The organism is Echinicola vietnamensis DSM 17526, assembly GCF_000325705.1.
Classification (GTDB): domain Bacteria; phylum Bacteroidota; class Bacteroidia; order Cytophagales; family Cyclobacteriaceae; genus Echinicola; species Echinicola vietnamensis.
Genome location: NC_019904.1, coordinates 201,512 through 214,672, shown reverse-complemented (window position 1 = coordinate 214,672; position 13,161 = coordinate 201,512). Strand labels below are relative to the sequence as shown.

Sequence of the window (13,161 nt, the reverse complement as noted above, 5' to 3'; positions counted from 1 at the left end):
TATAGATAATAAAACGATGAATTATTTCAAAAGTTTTTCTGAGCAAGTACAGGGCATGAATCCGAGTGATTTTGATTCGTTGGCCATGGAGCTGTTTCGCTATCAGGCCAAAGAAAATACGACCTACAAGGCCTATTTGGATGCTCGGGGGGTCAATCCAGTTGAAGTGAAAGCTGTAGGTGAGATCCCTTTCTTGCCGATCCGTTTTTTTAAATCACATAAGGTGGTGAGTGGGCCTGAGGAAGGGTTTGAATCGTTTTATTCCAGTAGTGGGACCACTGGGCAGATTACCAGCAGGCATTTTATCTGGTCTGAGGAGTTTTACCTGAAGCATTCCCAAAAGCTGTTTGAGGAAGTGTACGGTTCACTGGAGGAGTTTCATGTGCTGGCCTTGTTACCGGCTTATTTGGAGCGAAAGGGGAGTTCCCTGGTAGCGATGGCTGATCATTTTATCAAGCAATCAGGCTCCGACCAATCGGGATTCTATTTGTACAATTACGATGTGCTGATCGATCGGCTTTATCACCTGAAGCAATTGAAGGACGGGAAAAGGGTGTTGTTGCTGGGCGTAACGTTTGCTTTGTTGGATTTGGCCGAGCAGTTTGGGGAAGATTTTCCAGAAATGGACCATTTAATCGTGATGGAGACGGGAGGAATGAAAGGGAGAAGAAAGGAGATGATTCGAGAAGCGGTTCATGAAAATCTCTCCAAAGCATTCAAACAGCTTAGGATCCATTCCGAGTACGGCATGACAGAGCTGATGTCACAGGCATATTCGCAGGGAAATGGTAAATATCAACTGCCTGCGAGCATGCGGGTAATGCTGCGGGATGTCAATGATCCCTTGTCTTGGAGCCCTAGGAAACAAGGGGGTATTAACATAATTGACTTGGCCAATTTCCATTCATGTGCCTTTATTGAGACACAGGATTTGGGTCGGTTTGATGATGAAGGAATGTTGGAAGTGCTTGGAAGATTCGATAATAGTGAAATCAGAGGATGCAATTTAATGGTGAATTAATTTTGTAATCGTTTTAATAATAGACATATTTGATTTGGATAAAAAATGATTTTAGTATGAGAAGACTAGCAGCTATTATTCTTGCCTCGGGGCTATTGGCCTTGGGAGCATGTGCGTCGAGCAAACCTTGCCCTGCTTACGCCAAAGCAGTGGATAACCAAGAAGTAAAAGGATAAAAAAATACGCTGATCAAAAATCAGCGTATTTTTTTATGTCTTCAAGTGAAATTGTTTTTCCTCCCAGTATAATCAGCCTTTCTACCACGTTTCTAAGCTCCCGGATATTTCCAGTCCACGGGTATTCCTGCAATTTTGCAATGGCCTTATCGTCAATGTCTTTTTTGGTAGTGCCATATTCTTTCGCAATGTCCTCTAAAAAGCGGTCCACCAAAAGTGGGATGTCCTCTTTTCGGTCCTTTAGCGCCGGTACTTGAATAAGGATGACGCTGAGGCGATGGTAGAGGTCTTCCCGGAAATTGTTCTCTTCAATTTCTTTTTTTAAGTCTTTATTGGTCGCCGCTAAAACGCGTACATCGATCTTGATGTCTTTGTCACCACCGACCCTGGAAATCTTGTGCTCTTGAAGTGCTCGGAGTACTTTGGCCTGGGCAGAAAGGCTCATGTCTCCTATTTCATCCAAGAAGATCGTGCCTCCATTTGCCTGTTCAAATTTCCCTTGGCGCTGTTTGTTGGCCGAGGTAAAGGCACCTTTTTCGTGGCCAAAAAGTTCACTTTCAATGAGCTCAGCAGGAATGGCCGCGCAGTTTACCGCAATAAATGGGGATTTGTTCCGGCCGCTTTTTTGATGAAGCCAATGGGCGACGAGCTCTTTTCCTGTGCCATTAGGGCCTGTAATCAGTACGCGGGCATCGGTTGGGGCTACTTTCTCGATGGTCTCTTTGACTTGCAGAATAGCAGCAGATTCGCCCACCATGTCCAGTTTTTTGGACAGTTTTTTCTTAAGGACTTTGGTTTCGGTCACCAAGTCCTTTTTCTCCAGGGCATTTCTGACCGTGAGCAGTAGCCTGTTGAGGTCTGGAGGTTTGGGGATAAAGTCAAAGGCACCTTTTTTGGTTGCTTCCACCGCCGATTCAATCGAGCCATGTGCGGATATCATGATGAATTGCGGCTGTTTATCCGATTGATAGACTTTGTCCAATACCTCCAATCCATCCATTTTAGGCATTTTGATATCACAAAGCACCAAGTCGAAATCCTGGCTTTCTATCTTCTTAAGACCTTCTACACCATCCTGTGCTTCATGGATTTCATAATCTTCATATTCTAAAATTTCTTTGAGCGTAGACCTGATGACTTTTTCATCATCGATAATCAGGATTTTTGGCATAAGTAGTTATTATGGTTAAATAATAAATGTGCAAGCCTATAAGCCGGGTTCTGTCCCCGCCGTGGCGGGTACTTGTCATTTATCTGCCCCTGACCTCACGATCAGGATCTATCGATCTACCCACTCCGGTTTCTCCGCCGAAACGGAAATTGGACGAGCAGCCCTTGGACCGGAGCCTATTTGATCTTTCAACCCATAAGGTTTGCCATGCGACAACGGTCGCCCGCTGCCCGGTGGGCACTTACTCCACCTTTTCACCCTTACCCCATCCCAAAGGATCGAGGCGGTTTGTTTTCTGTGGCACTGGCTGTAATTCAGCCGTCTCCAGCTGAACCCCTTCCCGTTAGGAAGTATGGCGCTCTGTGTTGCCCGGACTTTCCTCACCAACCAAGAAGGTTGGAGCGACAAGTCGACTTGCACCTTGCAAAATAAGTTAATTTCCATTGATTTTTCATGATTATAAAGAAATGTTGTGCCCTCTCGCAATGCTTTGGTCTGAGGAGAGGGATAAGCATCATACTTTTTTTACCTTTGTACATGAAAAGAGACAATTTATGATACTAGTAGGCAATGCAGTGCTCAGTGATGACCTCAAGGAACATTTCTTCGTTTGCAACTTGGAGAAATGTAAGGGGGCTTGCTGTGTGGAAGGAGATGCTGGGGCTCCTTTGGAGGATGATGAGACCAAGGTTTTGGAAGAACTCTATCCTAAGATTAAAAAATACCTTACCCCGCAAGGCATTAAGGCTATAGAAGAGCAAGGTACTTGGGTGATCGACCAAGAAGGTGAAAAAGGCACTCCTACGATCAACAACCGAGAATGTGCATATGCCTTGAGAGATGAAAATGGAACCTTGAAATGTGGCATTGAAGAGGCGCATATCCAAGGGGAAATAGATTATAAAAAACCGCTAAGCTGTCACCTATATCCAGTACGCGTGACCAAGTACGACGAATATGATGCCCTGAATTATGACCGATGGGATATTTGCAGCCCCGCATGTGGTTTGGGTAAAGAACTGAACGTGCCTATTTATAAATTCGTGAAAGATGCACTGATCCGGAAGTACGGAGTCGCGTGGTACGAGGAGTTGGTGGCTGACATTGAGGGGAAGTAGCTATTTTATAGCTTACAAAAATCATGTAGGCCGTTACAGGATGATATGCTTGATGGATCAATAGCGTATATCATCCATTTTCTTTTCCAAGCTTGGGAATTCCTCATGAATGATGTTTTTAATCCCATCCCGGTATTTGGTCGGTTTAAAGAAGAAATTTTCTTGGAATTTGGTGCTGTCAAAGACATAGGGCCTTTCGTATTGATAGAGCATTTCTTTCAGCTCTCGCATGAAAGGAACAAACAGTCCGGAAACAGAAAAAAACCAAGGAGCCAATACCTGGTACTTCGGAGATTTGCTCATTTCCTTTGCGATCAGATAGATCCATTCTTTTCCTGTGGGAGGATTGGAAGCGGTGGGGAGGTGCCATACCTGGTTATAGGCATCTTCAGTATTCCCGAGTAGGGCAAGGGCTTTCCCTGCATCTGGTGTAAAGGTGAAGGCATGTGGTTGGTGGGCATCGCCGAGCCATTTAGCGGTTCCCCCTTTTGCAAGCGGTTTAAATGCCAGCTCTGTTAGGATGCTGTTTAATGTGATATGTGGACCGTAGAAATCTGCAGATCTTGCAATGATGGCTTCCAGATTCCCTTTGCTAGTACTTTCCAAAACCATATCCGCAATTTTTGCCCTGACCGCACCTTTTCTGCTGACAGGCCGGATAGGCGTATCCTCTGACATATGACCAATATAGTTGGGGTCGTACATGTATATATTGTCAAAAAAGACAAGTTTTGATTGGTGTTGCGTACAGGCTTCAATGACATTGCGCATTATTTTTGGCCAGGCAGACTCCCAAATGCGTGCCTTGTATTTAAGCCCTACCGTCAGGTAGACAATACTGCTGCCCTTTACGGCTTTCTTGACCTGATCAGCTTGGGTGAGGTCTGCCGAGATGGTCTCATCATCTTGGTTGATTTTTTGAGGGTTTCGGCTGACAAGCCTAATGCCAGTGGTGTAAGTTCTCAGTTCCCTGGCCAATTCATTTGCGATAACTCCTCCTGATCCAAGTATAGTTTGCATAGGCCAGTACGATTTATGGTGAAAACCTTTCTTTAAGATATTGGAATATAAAAGAGATATGGCAAAAGTGGAAGAGAATTAAAAATAAATGCGGCCATAACTTTTGAGATCAATTTATATTTTACACTCTGACCTACACTTATGGCACCGTATGGAGGGGTTTTGGAGGTGCTGTTTTTTTAGTGAACGGGCTAAACGTAGCGATTGCATAGCACCATGGCTGCACTTTTCTATAGTAATCAGATGGTAAATAGGACTATTGAAACCATTGTTTTTACCAATTTTTTGTAATTTAAATAATAATAAATGTAATTTAGAGTTATTAATATGTGTTTCATATAGATAAAACGATTTGTTACTAAACCAAAATTATTATGAAAAAAACTTTTATACCTATGATTACGAGGCTGTTGTTTGTAGGACTTCTTGCAAGTGTATGGATGGCTTGTGAGAGTGAAGATGAGGAGCCTGAAACCCCAGAGCAAGAGGCTGAGGAGGAAATCCCAGAGGAGGCCAGGTGTTTCATAGATAAAAATGCGTGGGCGATGGGCCTGGATCATGAAAACCATCATATTAAATTTATAGAATTGCCGTCCTTCGATGCAGCTAAGGCCGGTGAGGGGGACATCCTTTGGTTGTACTTGGAGTTAGAAACGGAAGGGGATGAACATGAGCATATTGGTGCTGTTAAATTCAAAGAGTTAAAGCCAGAAGAAATACCTGATGGAGCTGCAGCTGGAGAATATGTTAAATTACTTATCAGAATAGATGAGCCTACGTGGTATTTTGGGTCGGATACGGAAAATGTGCATGTTCAAGGATATGACAGTGAGCCCAGTGGAGGATATGATCCATCTACCTTTGAGACCCATAATGGAGTAGCAGAAATTGCTACAGGTGATGATTGGGAATACTATGAGGTGGTGCTTAAGCGGTATCCCTATTATTCGATCAATGTGGGAGCGAAAATGGAAGTGGAATGTGAAGAGTAAGCGTGAAATATAGGATCAAGCGAAAAAGCTGGGGACGGCCGTTTTGCATTTTGGTAAAATCATAATAAAAAGGCCACAACTCCTCAAAGGCACCTAGTGGATGCTGTTGCCTTGGAAGGAATTTTTAGTTGCAATGTGCCTTGGAGCCTTCCTGGCGAATCATTGTTCTGATTAATGAAGAAATATATCGCCCCAGAAATATTGCTTGATCCGAAGTATATCTTTTCTTCAAATTCATTATAGGAAAAATAAAACGGCTGTTGCCAAAAGGTAAGTCCCTAAGGCAACAGCCGTTGTATAATATAGTCCGGTAAAAACTTCTTTATCCTTTGATGACCGAAAAGTCAAATGTCTCTAAGAACTTGGTAGTAAAGTTTCCGGCCTTGAATTGTTCGTCCTCCAAGAGGGCAATGTGAAACGGAATGGTGGTCTTGATACCATCAATCACAAATTCCTCTAGCGCACGCTTCATCCTCACGATAACTTCTTCCCTGGATTGACCGCTTACGATAAGCTTCGCAATCATCGAGTCATAGTTTGGCGGGATGATATATCCGGCATATACGTGGCTATCTACCCGTACCCCACGTCCTCCAGGGAGGTGAAGGTTGTTGATTTTACCAGGGCTTGGACGGAATCCATTTGCCGGGTCTTCGGCATTGATCCTACATTCCATGGCATATAATTTAGGGTAGTAGTTCTGTCCTGAGATAGGGATGCCTGCTGCTACTTTTATTTGTTCTTTTATCAGATCGTAATCGGTCACCTCTTCCGTGATGGGGTGTTCTACTTGGATACGGGTATTCATTTCCATAAAGTAGAAATTACGATGCTTGTCCACTAGGAATTCGATGGTTCCTGCTCCTTCGTACCCAATGGCCTCGGCGCCTTTGATGGCTGCTTTCCCCATGGCATCCCGCAGTTCGTCCGTGATGAATGGAGAAGGTGTTTCTTCCACCAGTTTTTGGTGCCTTCTTTGGATGGAGCAGTCCCTTTCGGAGAGGTGGCATGCTTTTCCAGTGTTGTCACCGACTACTTGGATTTCGATATGGCGTGGTTCTTCCACGAATTTTTCGAGATACAGGCCGTCATTGCCGAAGGCTGCACCGGATTCTTGGCGAGCATCATCCCAGGCTTTTTTAAATTCCTTTTCTTCACGGACGATCCTCATGCCACGGCCACCACCGCCAGCAGTAGCTTTTAGAATGACGGGGTACCCCATTTCATTGGCAATTTTAATGCCCTGCTCAATGGAGTCGAGCAGTCCTTCAGATCCCGGGATGGTAGGCACGCCAGCAGCTTTCATCGTAGCTTTGGCAGTGGCTTTGTCCCCCATTTTATCGATCATTTCAGAACTGGCACCAATGAATTTAATGTTGTATTCTTCACAGATCTTAGAAAACTCAGCGTTCTCCGAAAGAAAGCCATATCCGGGGTGAATGGCATCAGCGTTGGTGATTTCGGCTGCTGCGATGACCCTAGGGATGTTCAGGTAGGACTCTCGACTGGGAGCTGCACCAATGCAAACGGCTTCGTCTGCAAATCTCACATGAAGGCTGTCTTTATCTGCTGTGGAGTAAACGGCTACTGTTTTGATGCCCATCTCTTTACAGGTACGGATAATCCTCAGTGCAATTTCTCCTCTGTTGGCAATTAGTATTTTATTAAACACGGTTCTTTCAAATTGGTGGAAAAATAAATTTATCCTGCTGGGTCAACCAAGAATAGCGGTTGGTCATATTCTACCGGAGTAGCATTTTCGACAAGGACTTTAACGATTTTTCCTGAAACCTCAGATTCGATTTCATTGAAAAGCTTCATGGCTTCTATGATGCAGACGGTCTGTCCGGGTTTTACGCTGTCTCCTACGCTCACGAAGTTGTCAGCATCAGGGTTTGGCGTAGTATAGAAGGTGCCGATCATCGGCGATTTGATTTCGACATAATTGGAAGCATCCGCAGCTGGGGCTTCTTTTTCAGGTGCAGGTGATGCGGCAGGAGCCGGTGCCGAGGCAGGGGCTGGCGCAGGGCTAGGTGCTGGAGAAGGAGCCGTTTCAGCTGCTTTTACAACTTGGGTTTCTGCGTTTTTCTTGATGGACAGTTTGAATTCGTCCGTTTCGATCTTTACCTCGGCAAGACCCGAGTTGGAAATAAAATCTATTAGTTCTTGGATTTCTTTGGCTTTCATAAAATTATGTTTTAGCAATTGCCTTGTTTTAATGGAGCAATTTATGGGTTTATAAAAACGTAAAGCTATGTAATTTAACCAAATCACATAGCTTTTGAAATTATTTTACTCTTTCGGAATAGGATCCGTCACGTGTATCTACTTTGATCACGATGTCTTGGTCCACAAATAAGGGAACCATTACAGTGGCACCGGTTTCCAAGGTTGCCGGTTTCAATGCATTAGTGGCGGTGTCTCCCTTGATGCCGGGTTCTGTGTAAGTGATCAGTAGCTCCACAAAAGGCGGCAACTCGACTCCCAGTGGCGTGTCTGTTTCGTCATGAATTAGGATGTCCACCACTTGACCTTCCTTCATCAGGTCAGCCCTTTCGATGAGTTTTTCCTCAATAGGGATCTGTTCGAAGGTAGTGGTATCCATGAAGTGATACCCCAGGTCGTCTGCATACAAAAACTGGTGTGGCCTTCTTTCTACCCTGGCAGTAGTGATCTTCTCACCAGCGTTGAAGGTCTTATCCAGCACCTTGCCGGTGGTTAGACTTTTAAGTTTGGTTCTGACAAAAGCAGCACCTTTTCCGGGTTTGACATGCTGGAATTCTACAATGCTCCAAATGTCATTGTTCATCTCCATGCATAAACCATTTTTGAAATCTGCAGTACTTGCCATATGAATTTTGTTAGTTAAATTAATTTATTTTGGGTCGTATCCCCATTTGAGATAAACGGAGCCCCAAGTAAATCCTCCTCCAAAAGCGGCAAGGATAATATTGTCTCCTTTTTTGAGTTTTGATTCGTAATCCCATAGGCACAGTGGGATGGTGCCCGCGGTGGTGTTGCCGTATTTTTCGATATTGATCATCACCTTTTCTGGCCCCACGTTCATGCGGTTTGCAGTGGCGTCAATGATACGTTTGTTGGCTTGGTGCGGTACCAGCCAAGCAATGTCGTCTCCTTTGAGGTTGTTTTTGGCCATGATCTGGGCACTTACCTCTGCCATATTGGTTACGGCAAATTTAAATACGGTAGAACCCTCTTGGTAAGCGTAGTGCTCTTTTGCCTTCACCGTGTCTTCTGAAGCGGGCTTCAAGCTTCCTCCTGCCTTGATGTGCAGGTAAGGGGAGCCGGATCCGTCAGAATGGTGAAGGGAGTCCATGACGCCAACCTCTTCTGTGGTGGGTTCCAATAAAACCGCTCCGCCACCATCTCCGAAGATGATGCAGGTGGTTCGGTCCTCGTAATTGACGATCGAAGACATTTTGTCCGCGCCCACCACGATGACCTTTTTGTGCATGCCGGTTTCGATGAACTGGCTGCCGATGGTCAGTGCATAGATGAAGCCTGAGCAAGCAGCAGAAATGTCAAAGCTGTAGCTATTTTTAGCCCCTACCTTATGGGAGATCATATTGGCACAAGAAGGAAACGGCATGTCCGGAGTGACGGTGGCACAGATGATAAGGTCAATGTCTTCCGGATTGGTATTGGTCTTTTCAAGAAGTCCCTTGATGGCATTTGCGCCTATGTCAGAGGTAGCTTTGTCTTCACCTTTTAGTATTCGTCTTTCTTTGATACCGGTGCGAGAGGTAATCCATTCATCGCTGGTTTCCACCATTGACTCGAGTTCCTTATTGGTCAATACGTAATCCGGAACCCATCCATTGACGCCGGTTATGACAGCTCTAGTTTTTTCCATTTATTTGTTGTTTTGGGCAAATGCTATTGGTACATCGGAGGGAAGTCAACATCTGCGCCTTACATTATGCTAGTTTGTCTTATTTTATATGGTTAAAATAAAAACAAAATATTTTTGGCTTTCAAAATTATTTAAAATGTGCCTTACCACCAAGTAATTTTGGAAGTAGAATCCTTTTTATGGTCTATTAAAACTCAGTGCCGCATGTTTCGATGCGGTTGCCGCTATTTTTTGGTGCTTTTTAGAAGTGGGCAAAGGGTGATATGATAGAGGCGTTAGGTTTTTTGACATAAAAAAATCCATTTGGGGATAGTCCAAATGGATTTAATTATAGCTTTCACTTATCTAAGTGACATCAGATTCGTAGTTCAAATCTTCCTGCTTAGGCAAGAACCTCTTTTTCAATGATCACTTGACCTTTGTAATAAAGTTTACCGTCAAGCCAGTAAGCTCTGTGAGGTAAGTGGTATTCACCTGTAGTAGGACATTGCGCTAAGCCTGGAGCGGTAAGCTTGTAATGCGTTCTTCTCTTGTCCCTTCTGGTTTTTGAAATTTTGCGTTTAGGATGTGCCATCTCTATACAGTTTTTAGATTAATCTTTTTTCTTAATATTCTTTAATGCTTCCCATCTGGGATCTATCTGATCGTTCGGATCAAGCTCAGAAGCATCGTTTTCCTCGGCTCCCTCATCTTGCTCGTCTGACCAATATACCAACCTGCCTTCGCCTTCCATTTCTTCTTCATCCCGATAATCCGGATGAATTTTCTTGATGGGCAATGCAAGTACTATAAACTCATAAATCAATTGGGCAACATTGATCTTGGGGGTGTCCCTGGTGATCATGAAGATTTCTTCATTGATCTCCTGTTCTTCCGGCCCGTATTTATAGATGATCTTTTCGGATGTGTGCAAGGCTTGGTCAAATTTCTCCAAGCTTCTGTCACACGTAAGCTCCACCGTGCCATCTATTATGAATGTTGCCTCTAAGAGGTTGACTTCCTTTTTTAAAAGGACTTTAGCCTCCAGGTTTCCTTTTTTTATCAGATCATTGTCCTTGATTTGCTCAAAGAACTCATCATTCACCGTGAAGGAAAACTCATGTGTTCCCTCGTTGAGTTTGATGATGTCAATGTCAAAAGCTCTCCAGAATTTAATCATTCCTCCCGCTTGTTTAAGACCGCAAATTTAGCGAACTATTTTTTAAATATAAAATATGGCTACGATTTATTTTTATTCATCGTCTTCCCAAGGCTGTTTTTTGGAAAGGATATCGTAGGCCGTAAAGATGGCAGCACGCATCGAGCCTTCATCTGCAAGGTTTTTGCCGGCAATATTGTAGGCGGTGCCGTGGTCCGGTGAAGTCCTCACGATCGGTAGGCCGGCCGTGAAGTTGACCCCATTGTCAAATGCCAAGGTCTTGAAAGGAACCAGCCCTTGGTCATGGTACATGGCCAAGACACCGTCAAATTTTTTCTGATGCATCATGCCGAAGAATCCATCCGATGGGTAAGGGCCAAAAATCAAATGCCCTTTGTCCTTGAATTCCCGGATGGCAGGCTGGATGATTTCTATTTCTTCTTTGCCCAAGAGTCCGTCTTCACCTGCATGCGGGTTCAGTCCCAATACGGCGATCCGTGGTTTTTCGATGCCAAAGTCTTCCCGCAGGGATGCGAGCATGATTTTCAGCTTTAGCTTGATTTTATTGCCGGTGACATTTTTGATTACCTGGCTCAGTGGGACGTGGCCGGAAACCAATCCTACGCGCATGTCCTCAGAGACCATAAACATCATGCTTGCCTTGGCTTCAAAAGCCTCTGTAAGGTATTCTGTGTGCCCCACAAACTTCAACGAATCTGAGTTGATGTTGTTTTTGTTTAGCGGTGCTGTTACCAGCGCGTCTATGTTGTGGTCTTTGATGTCCGAGATGGCATGGTCCAGTGCTGCCAAGGCCATTTTTCCCGCTTCGGAAGTCTCTGTTCCGGGCATGACTTCAGGACATTCCTCTGTCACGTTGATGACATTTACCTTTTTGTGATGGATCTCCCCAATGTTTCGGATCTGCATGAAATTAAAATCTTCCAATTTCAGGTGCTTTCTGTAAAAGGTCAATGCTTTGCCGTGGGCGTAGATCACAGGGGTGACCAGTTTCAGGATGCGGTTGTCCATGAGTGCTTTCATGGTCACCTCTGCACTGACGCCGTTGATGTCACCAATGGTGATGCCGATTACCGGTTTATTCTTTTTTGGATTCATTTCGTCGGTATATTTATCTTTTTCATTACCCTAATCCCCAAGGCTTGTTTGGAGGTGGGTATTCCTTTACTAGCTTAATTTGAAATGTTTTTTAAAAACTGAGTGACCAGCCTGACCCCAAAACCTGTGCCTCCAGTAGGTTTGTAGCTTTCTCCTGTTTTGATAAACGATGGTCCTGCAATATCGATATGGATCCAGTTATAATCCGTGAAGTGTTCCAAAAACTTTCCAGCAGTAATGGCTCCGGCAGTAGGCCCTCCAATGTTGGCGATGTCTGCCACGGACGATTTAAGCTGGTCTCCATATTCTTCCCAAAGGGGAAACTCTACCAATCGTTCACATACTTCCTTGCCGGCAATTTTAAGGAACCCTTTCTCCTCATCATAGGCATTTCCCATCATGACGGCGCCCTCTTTGCCCAGGGCAGCAGCGGCTGCACCGGTAAGGGTGGCCAGGTCAATGACCAATTTAGGGTCGTACTTTGAGGCATAAATCAGGGCATCTGCAAGGATCAATCGGCCTTCTGCATCCGTATTGAGGATTTCTACGCTCTTGCCATTAGGGTAGGTGATGATGTCTCCAGGAGTGATGGCATTATAGCCCGGGCGATTATCAGTCGCGGGTACCAAGCCGATGACTTCTACCGGTAACCCTAGTTTGGCAACTGCGCATAAGGTGCCGATAACTGCTGCTGCACCGGCCATGTCTGCCTTCATGAAATCCATGGAGTTTGGCGTGGGTTTTAGGCTAAGGCCGCCAGTGTCATAAACGACGCCCTTTCCAACCAGCACGACAGGCTTCTTGAATTTCTTGCCAGCAGAAGGTTTGTAATGCATCACCGAGAATGTAGGAGGAAGTTCACTTCCTGCATTGACCGCGAGGAGCCCTTCCATTTTGAGCGAACTGATTTTGCTTTCGTCCAGTATTTCGGTGCTGAACCCATAGCTTTTTCCTAATTTTTCGATTTCGTTACCGAGCTGCTCGGCGTTGAGGTATATCACGGGCTCATTGACCAGATCCCTTGCCACAAAAGTGGCCAGGCAGACGGTTACCAATTCTTCTAAACTGCTTTCATCGGTGATGTCTGCACAGACTTCAAGAGAAGTGGGGGCTTGTCCTTTGGAAGATTTGTATTTTGAAAATTTGTAAGAGGCAAGTACCACCCCTTCCAAAAAAGCCAATAATAATTTCTCTGATTTGCCGAAATAGAAAACACGTGGTTTTTCTGTCTCCTTTAAAATTTTCCAACTGGCAGCTCCGGCTTTTCTGGCTTGTTCCAGTTGGTAGCTGGAACTGTCGTGATCCTTGGCCTTGACAAACACCAATTGGCTATTTTCGCTTGAAAAGTGTACTTGTGACTTATTCTTTTCCCATAGCTGTGATTTAACAAAGGCAGTCTTGGTACTATCTACGGGTACCTGTTCCAGGTCATGCTCACTGGATATAAATATCACTCCGCTTTGATGGAGAAGATTTCCCGGAGAGTCTAGTAATCTTATGGCGGTTAACATATATTGTCTTAATTTTGATTGGCA

13 protein-coding genes and 1 other RNA gene are annotated in these 13,161 nt (G+C 44.6%); 3 read left to right on the top strand and 11 right to left on the bottom strand.

Annotated features, from left to right (window positions below; all coding sequences use genetic code 11):
• The first annotated feature begins 16 nt into the window (after positions 1–16).
• Positions 17–1,021 (top strand): long-chain-fatty-acid--protein ligase, encoded by a 1,005-nt coding sequence (locus ECHVI_RS00965; RefSeq protein ID WP_015264062.1) that lies wholly within the window; start codon positions 17–19, stop codon positions 1,019–1,021.
• Between the two features lie 189 nt (positions 1,022–1,210).
• On the opposite strand, the gene ECHVI_RS00960 is transcribed toward ECHVI_RS00965, so the two are convergent.
• Positions 1,211–2,368 (bottom strand): sigma-54-dependent transcriptional regulator, encoded by a 1,158-nt coding sequence (locus ECHVI_RS00960; RefSeq protein ID WP_015264060.1) that lies wholly within the window; start codon positions 2,366–2,368, stop codon positions 1,211–1,213.
• 23 nt (positions 2,369–2,391) lie between these two features.
• Positions 2,392–2,789: RNase P RNA component class A (gene rnpB / locus ECHVI_RS23185), an RNA gene on the bottom strand.
• Positions 2,790–2,922: 133 nt separating this feature from the next.
• Between rnpB and ECHVI_RS00950 the strand changes: the two genes are divergently transcribed.
• Positions 2,923–3,486 (top strand): DUF3109 family protein, encoded by a 564-nt coding sequence (locus tag ECHVI_RS00950; RefSeq protein WP_041739245.1) that lies wholly within the window; start codon positions 2,923–2,925, stop codon positions 3,484–3,486.
• A 57-nt stretch (positions 3,487–3,543) separates the two neighbouring features.
• On the opposite strand, the gene ECHVI_RS00945 is transcribed toward ECHVI_RS00950, so the two are convergent.
• Entirely contained in the window at positions 3,544–4,506 is a 963-nt protein-coding gene (locus ECHVI_RS00945; RefSeq protein ID WP_015264058.1) for an NAD-dependent epimerase/dehydratase family protein, read from the bottom strand.
• A gap of 374 nt (positions 4,507–4,880) precedes the next feature.
• Between ECHVI_RS00945 and ECHVI_RS00940 the strand changes: the two genes are divergently transcribed.
• The gene (locus ECHVI_RS00940; protein WP_015264057.1) at positions 4,881–5,498 is read left to right on the top strand and encodes a hypothetical protein; all 618 of its coding nucleotides are present in this window, start codon (positions 4,881–4,883) and stop codon (positions 5,496–5,498) included.
• A 322-nt stretch (positions 5,499–5,820) separates the two neighbouring features.
• On the opposite strand, the gene accC is transcribed toward ECHVI_RS00940, so the two are convergent.
• From accC to ECHVI_RS00905, 8 genes are all read right to left on the bottom strand, one after another.
• Positions 5,821–7,170, bottom strand: coding sequence for an acetyl-CoA carboxylase biotin carboxylase subunit (gene accC / locus ECHVI_RS00935; protein ID WP_015264056.1), 1,350 nt, complete (start codon positions 7,168–7,170; stop codon positions 5,821–5,823).
• A gap of 29 nt (positions 7,171–7,199) precedes the next feature.
• A complete protein-coding gene (gene accB / locus ECHVI_RS00930) occupies positions 7,200–7,685 on the bottom strand; it encodes an acetyl-CoA carboxylase biotin carboxyl carrier protein (RefSeq protein ID WP_015264055.1) in 486 nt (161 codons plus the stop codon).
• Between the two features lie 100 nt (positions 7,686–7,785).
• Positions 7,786–8,349 (bottom strand): elongation factor P, encoded by a 564-nt coding sequence (gene efp, locus ECHVI_RS00925; protein ID WP_015264054.1) that lies wholly within the window; start codon positions 8,347–8,349, stop codon positions 7,786–7,788.
• Between the two features lie 24 nt (positions 8,350–8,373).
• Complete coding sequence (locus tag ECHVI_RS00920) at positions 8,374–9,372, bottom strand: beta-ketoacyl-ACP synthase III (RefSeq protein ID WP_015264053.1); 999 nt, start codon at positions 9,370–9,372, stop codon at positions 8,374–8,376.
• A 382-nt stretch (positions 9,373–9,754) separates the two neighbouring features.
• Entirely contained in the window at positions 9,755–9,946 is a 192-nt protein-coding gene (gene rpmF / locus ECHVI_RS23205; protein ID WP_015264052.1) for a 50S ribosomal protein L32, read from the bottom strand.
• 18 nt (positions 9,947–9,964) lie between these two features.
• Complete coding sequence (locus ECHVI_RS00915; RefSeq protein ID WP_015264051.1) at positions 9,965–10,531, bottom strand: YceD family protein; 567 nt, start codon at positions 10,529–10,531, stop codon at positions 9,965–9,967.
• 72 nt (positions 10,532–10,603) lie between these two features.
• Entirely contained in the window at positions 10,604–11,626 is a 1,023-nt protein-coding gene (gene pdxA, locus ECHVI_RS00910; RefSeq protein ID WP_015264050.1) for a 4-hydroxythreonine-4-phosphate dehydrogenase PdxA, read from the bottom strand.
• 74 nt (positions 11,627–11,700) lie between these two features.
• Positions 11,701–13,137: a leucyl aminopeptidase family protein gene (locus tag ECHVI_RS00905; protein WP_015264049.1), complete on the bottom strand. Its 1,437-nt coding sequence runs from the start codon at positions 13,135–13,137 to the stop codon at positions 11,701–11,703.
• Between the last annotated feature and the right edge of the window lie 24 nt (positions 13,138–13,161).

Coding starts and splice junctions, on each gene's coding strand:
- ECHVI_RS00965 (WP_015264062.1), top strand. CDS start 17: ATGAATTATTTCAAAAGTTTTTCTGAGCAAGTACAGGGCATGAATCCG.
- ECHVI_RS00960 (WP_015264060.1), bottom strand. CDS start 2,368: ATGCCAAAAATCCTGATTATCGATGATGAAAAAGTCATCAGGTCTACG.
- ECHVI_RS00950 (WP_041739245.1), top strand. CDS start 2,923: ATGATACTAGTAGGCAATGCAGTGCTCAGTGATGACCTCAAGGAACAT.
- ECHVI_RS00945 (WP_015264058.1), bottom strand. CDS start 4,506: ATGCAAACTATACTTGGATCAGGAGGAGTTATCGCAAATGAATTGGCC.
- ECHVI_RS00940 (WP_015264057.1), top strand. CDS start 4,881: ATGAAAAAAACTTTTATACCTATGATTACGAGGCTGTTGTTTGTAGGA.
- accB (WP_015264055.1), bottom strand. CDS start 7,685: ATGAAAGCCAAAGAAATCCAAGAACTAATAGATTTTATTTCCAACTCG.
- efp (WP_015264054.1), bottom strand. CDS start 8,349: ATGGCAAGTACTGCAGATTTCAAAAATGGTTTATGCATGGAGATGAAC.
- ECHVI_RS00920 (WP_015264053.1), bottom strand. CDS start 9,372: ATGGAAAAAACTAGAGCTGTCATAACCGGCGTCAATGGATGGGTTCCG.
- rpmF (WP_015264052.1), bottom strand. CDS start 9,946: ATGGCACATCCTAAACGCAAAATTTCAAAAACCAGAAGGGACAAGAGA.
- ECHVI_RS00915 (WP_015264051.1), bottom strand. CDS start 10,531: ATGATTAAATTCTGGAGAGCTTTTGACATTGACATCATCAAACTCAAC.
- pdxA (WP_015264050.1), bottom strand. CDS start 11,626: ATGAATCCAAAAAAGAATAAACCGGTAATCGGCATCACCATTGGTGAC.
- ECHVI_RS00905 (WP_015264049.1), bottom strand. CDS start 13,137: ATGTTAACCGCCATAAGATTACTAGACTCTCCGGGAAATCTTCTCCAT.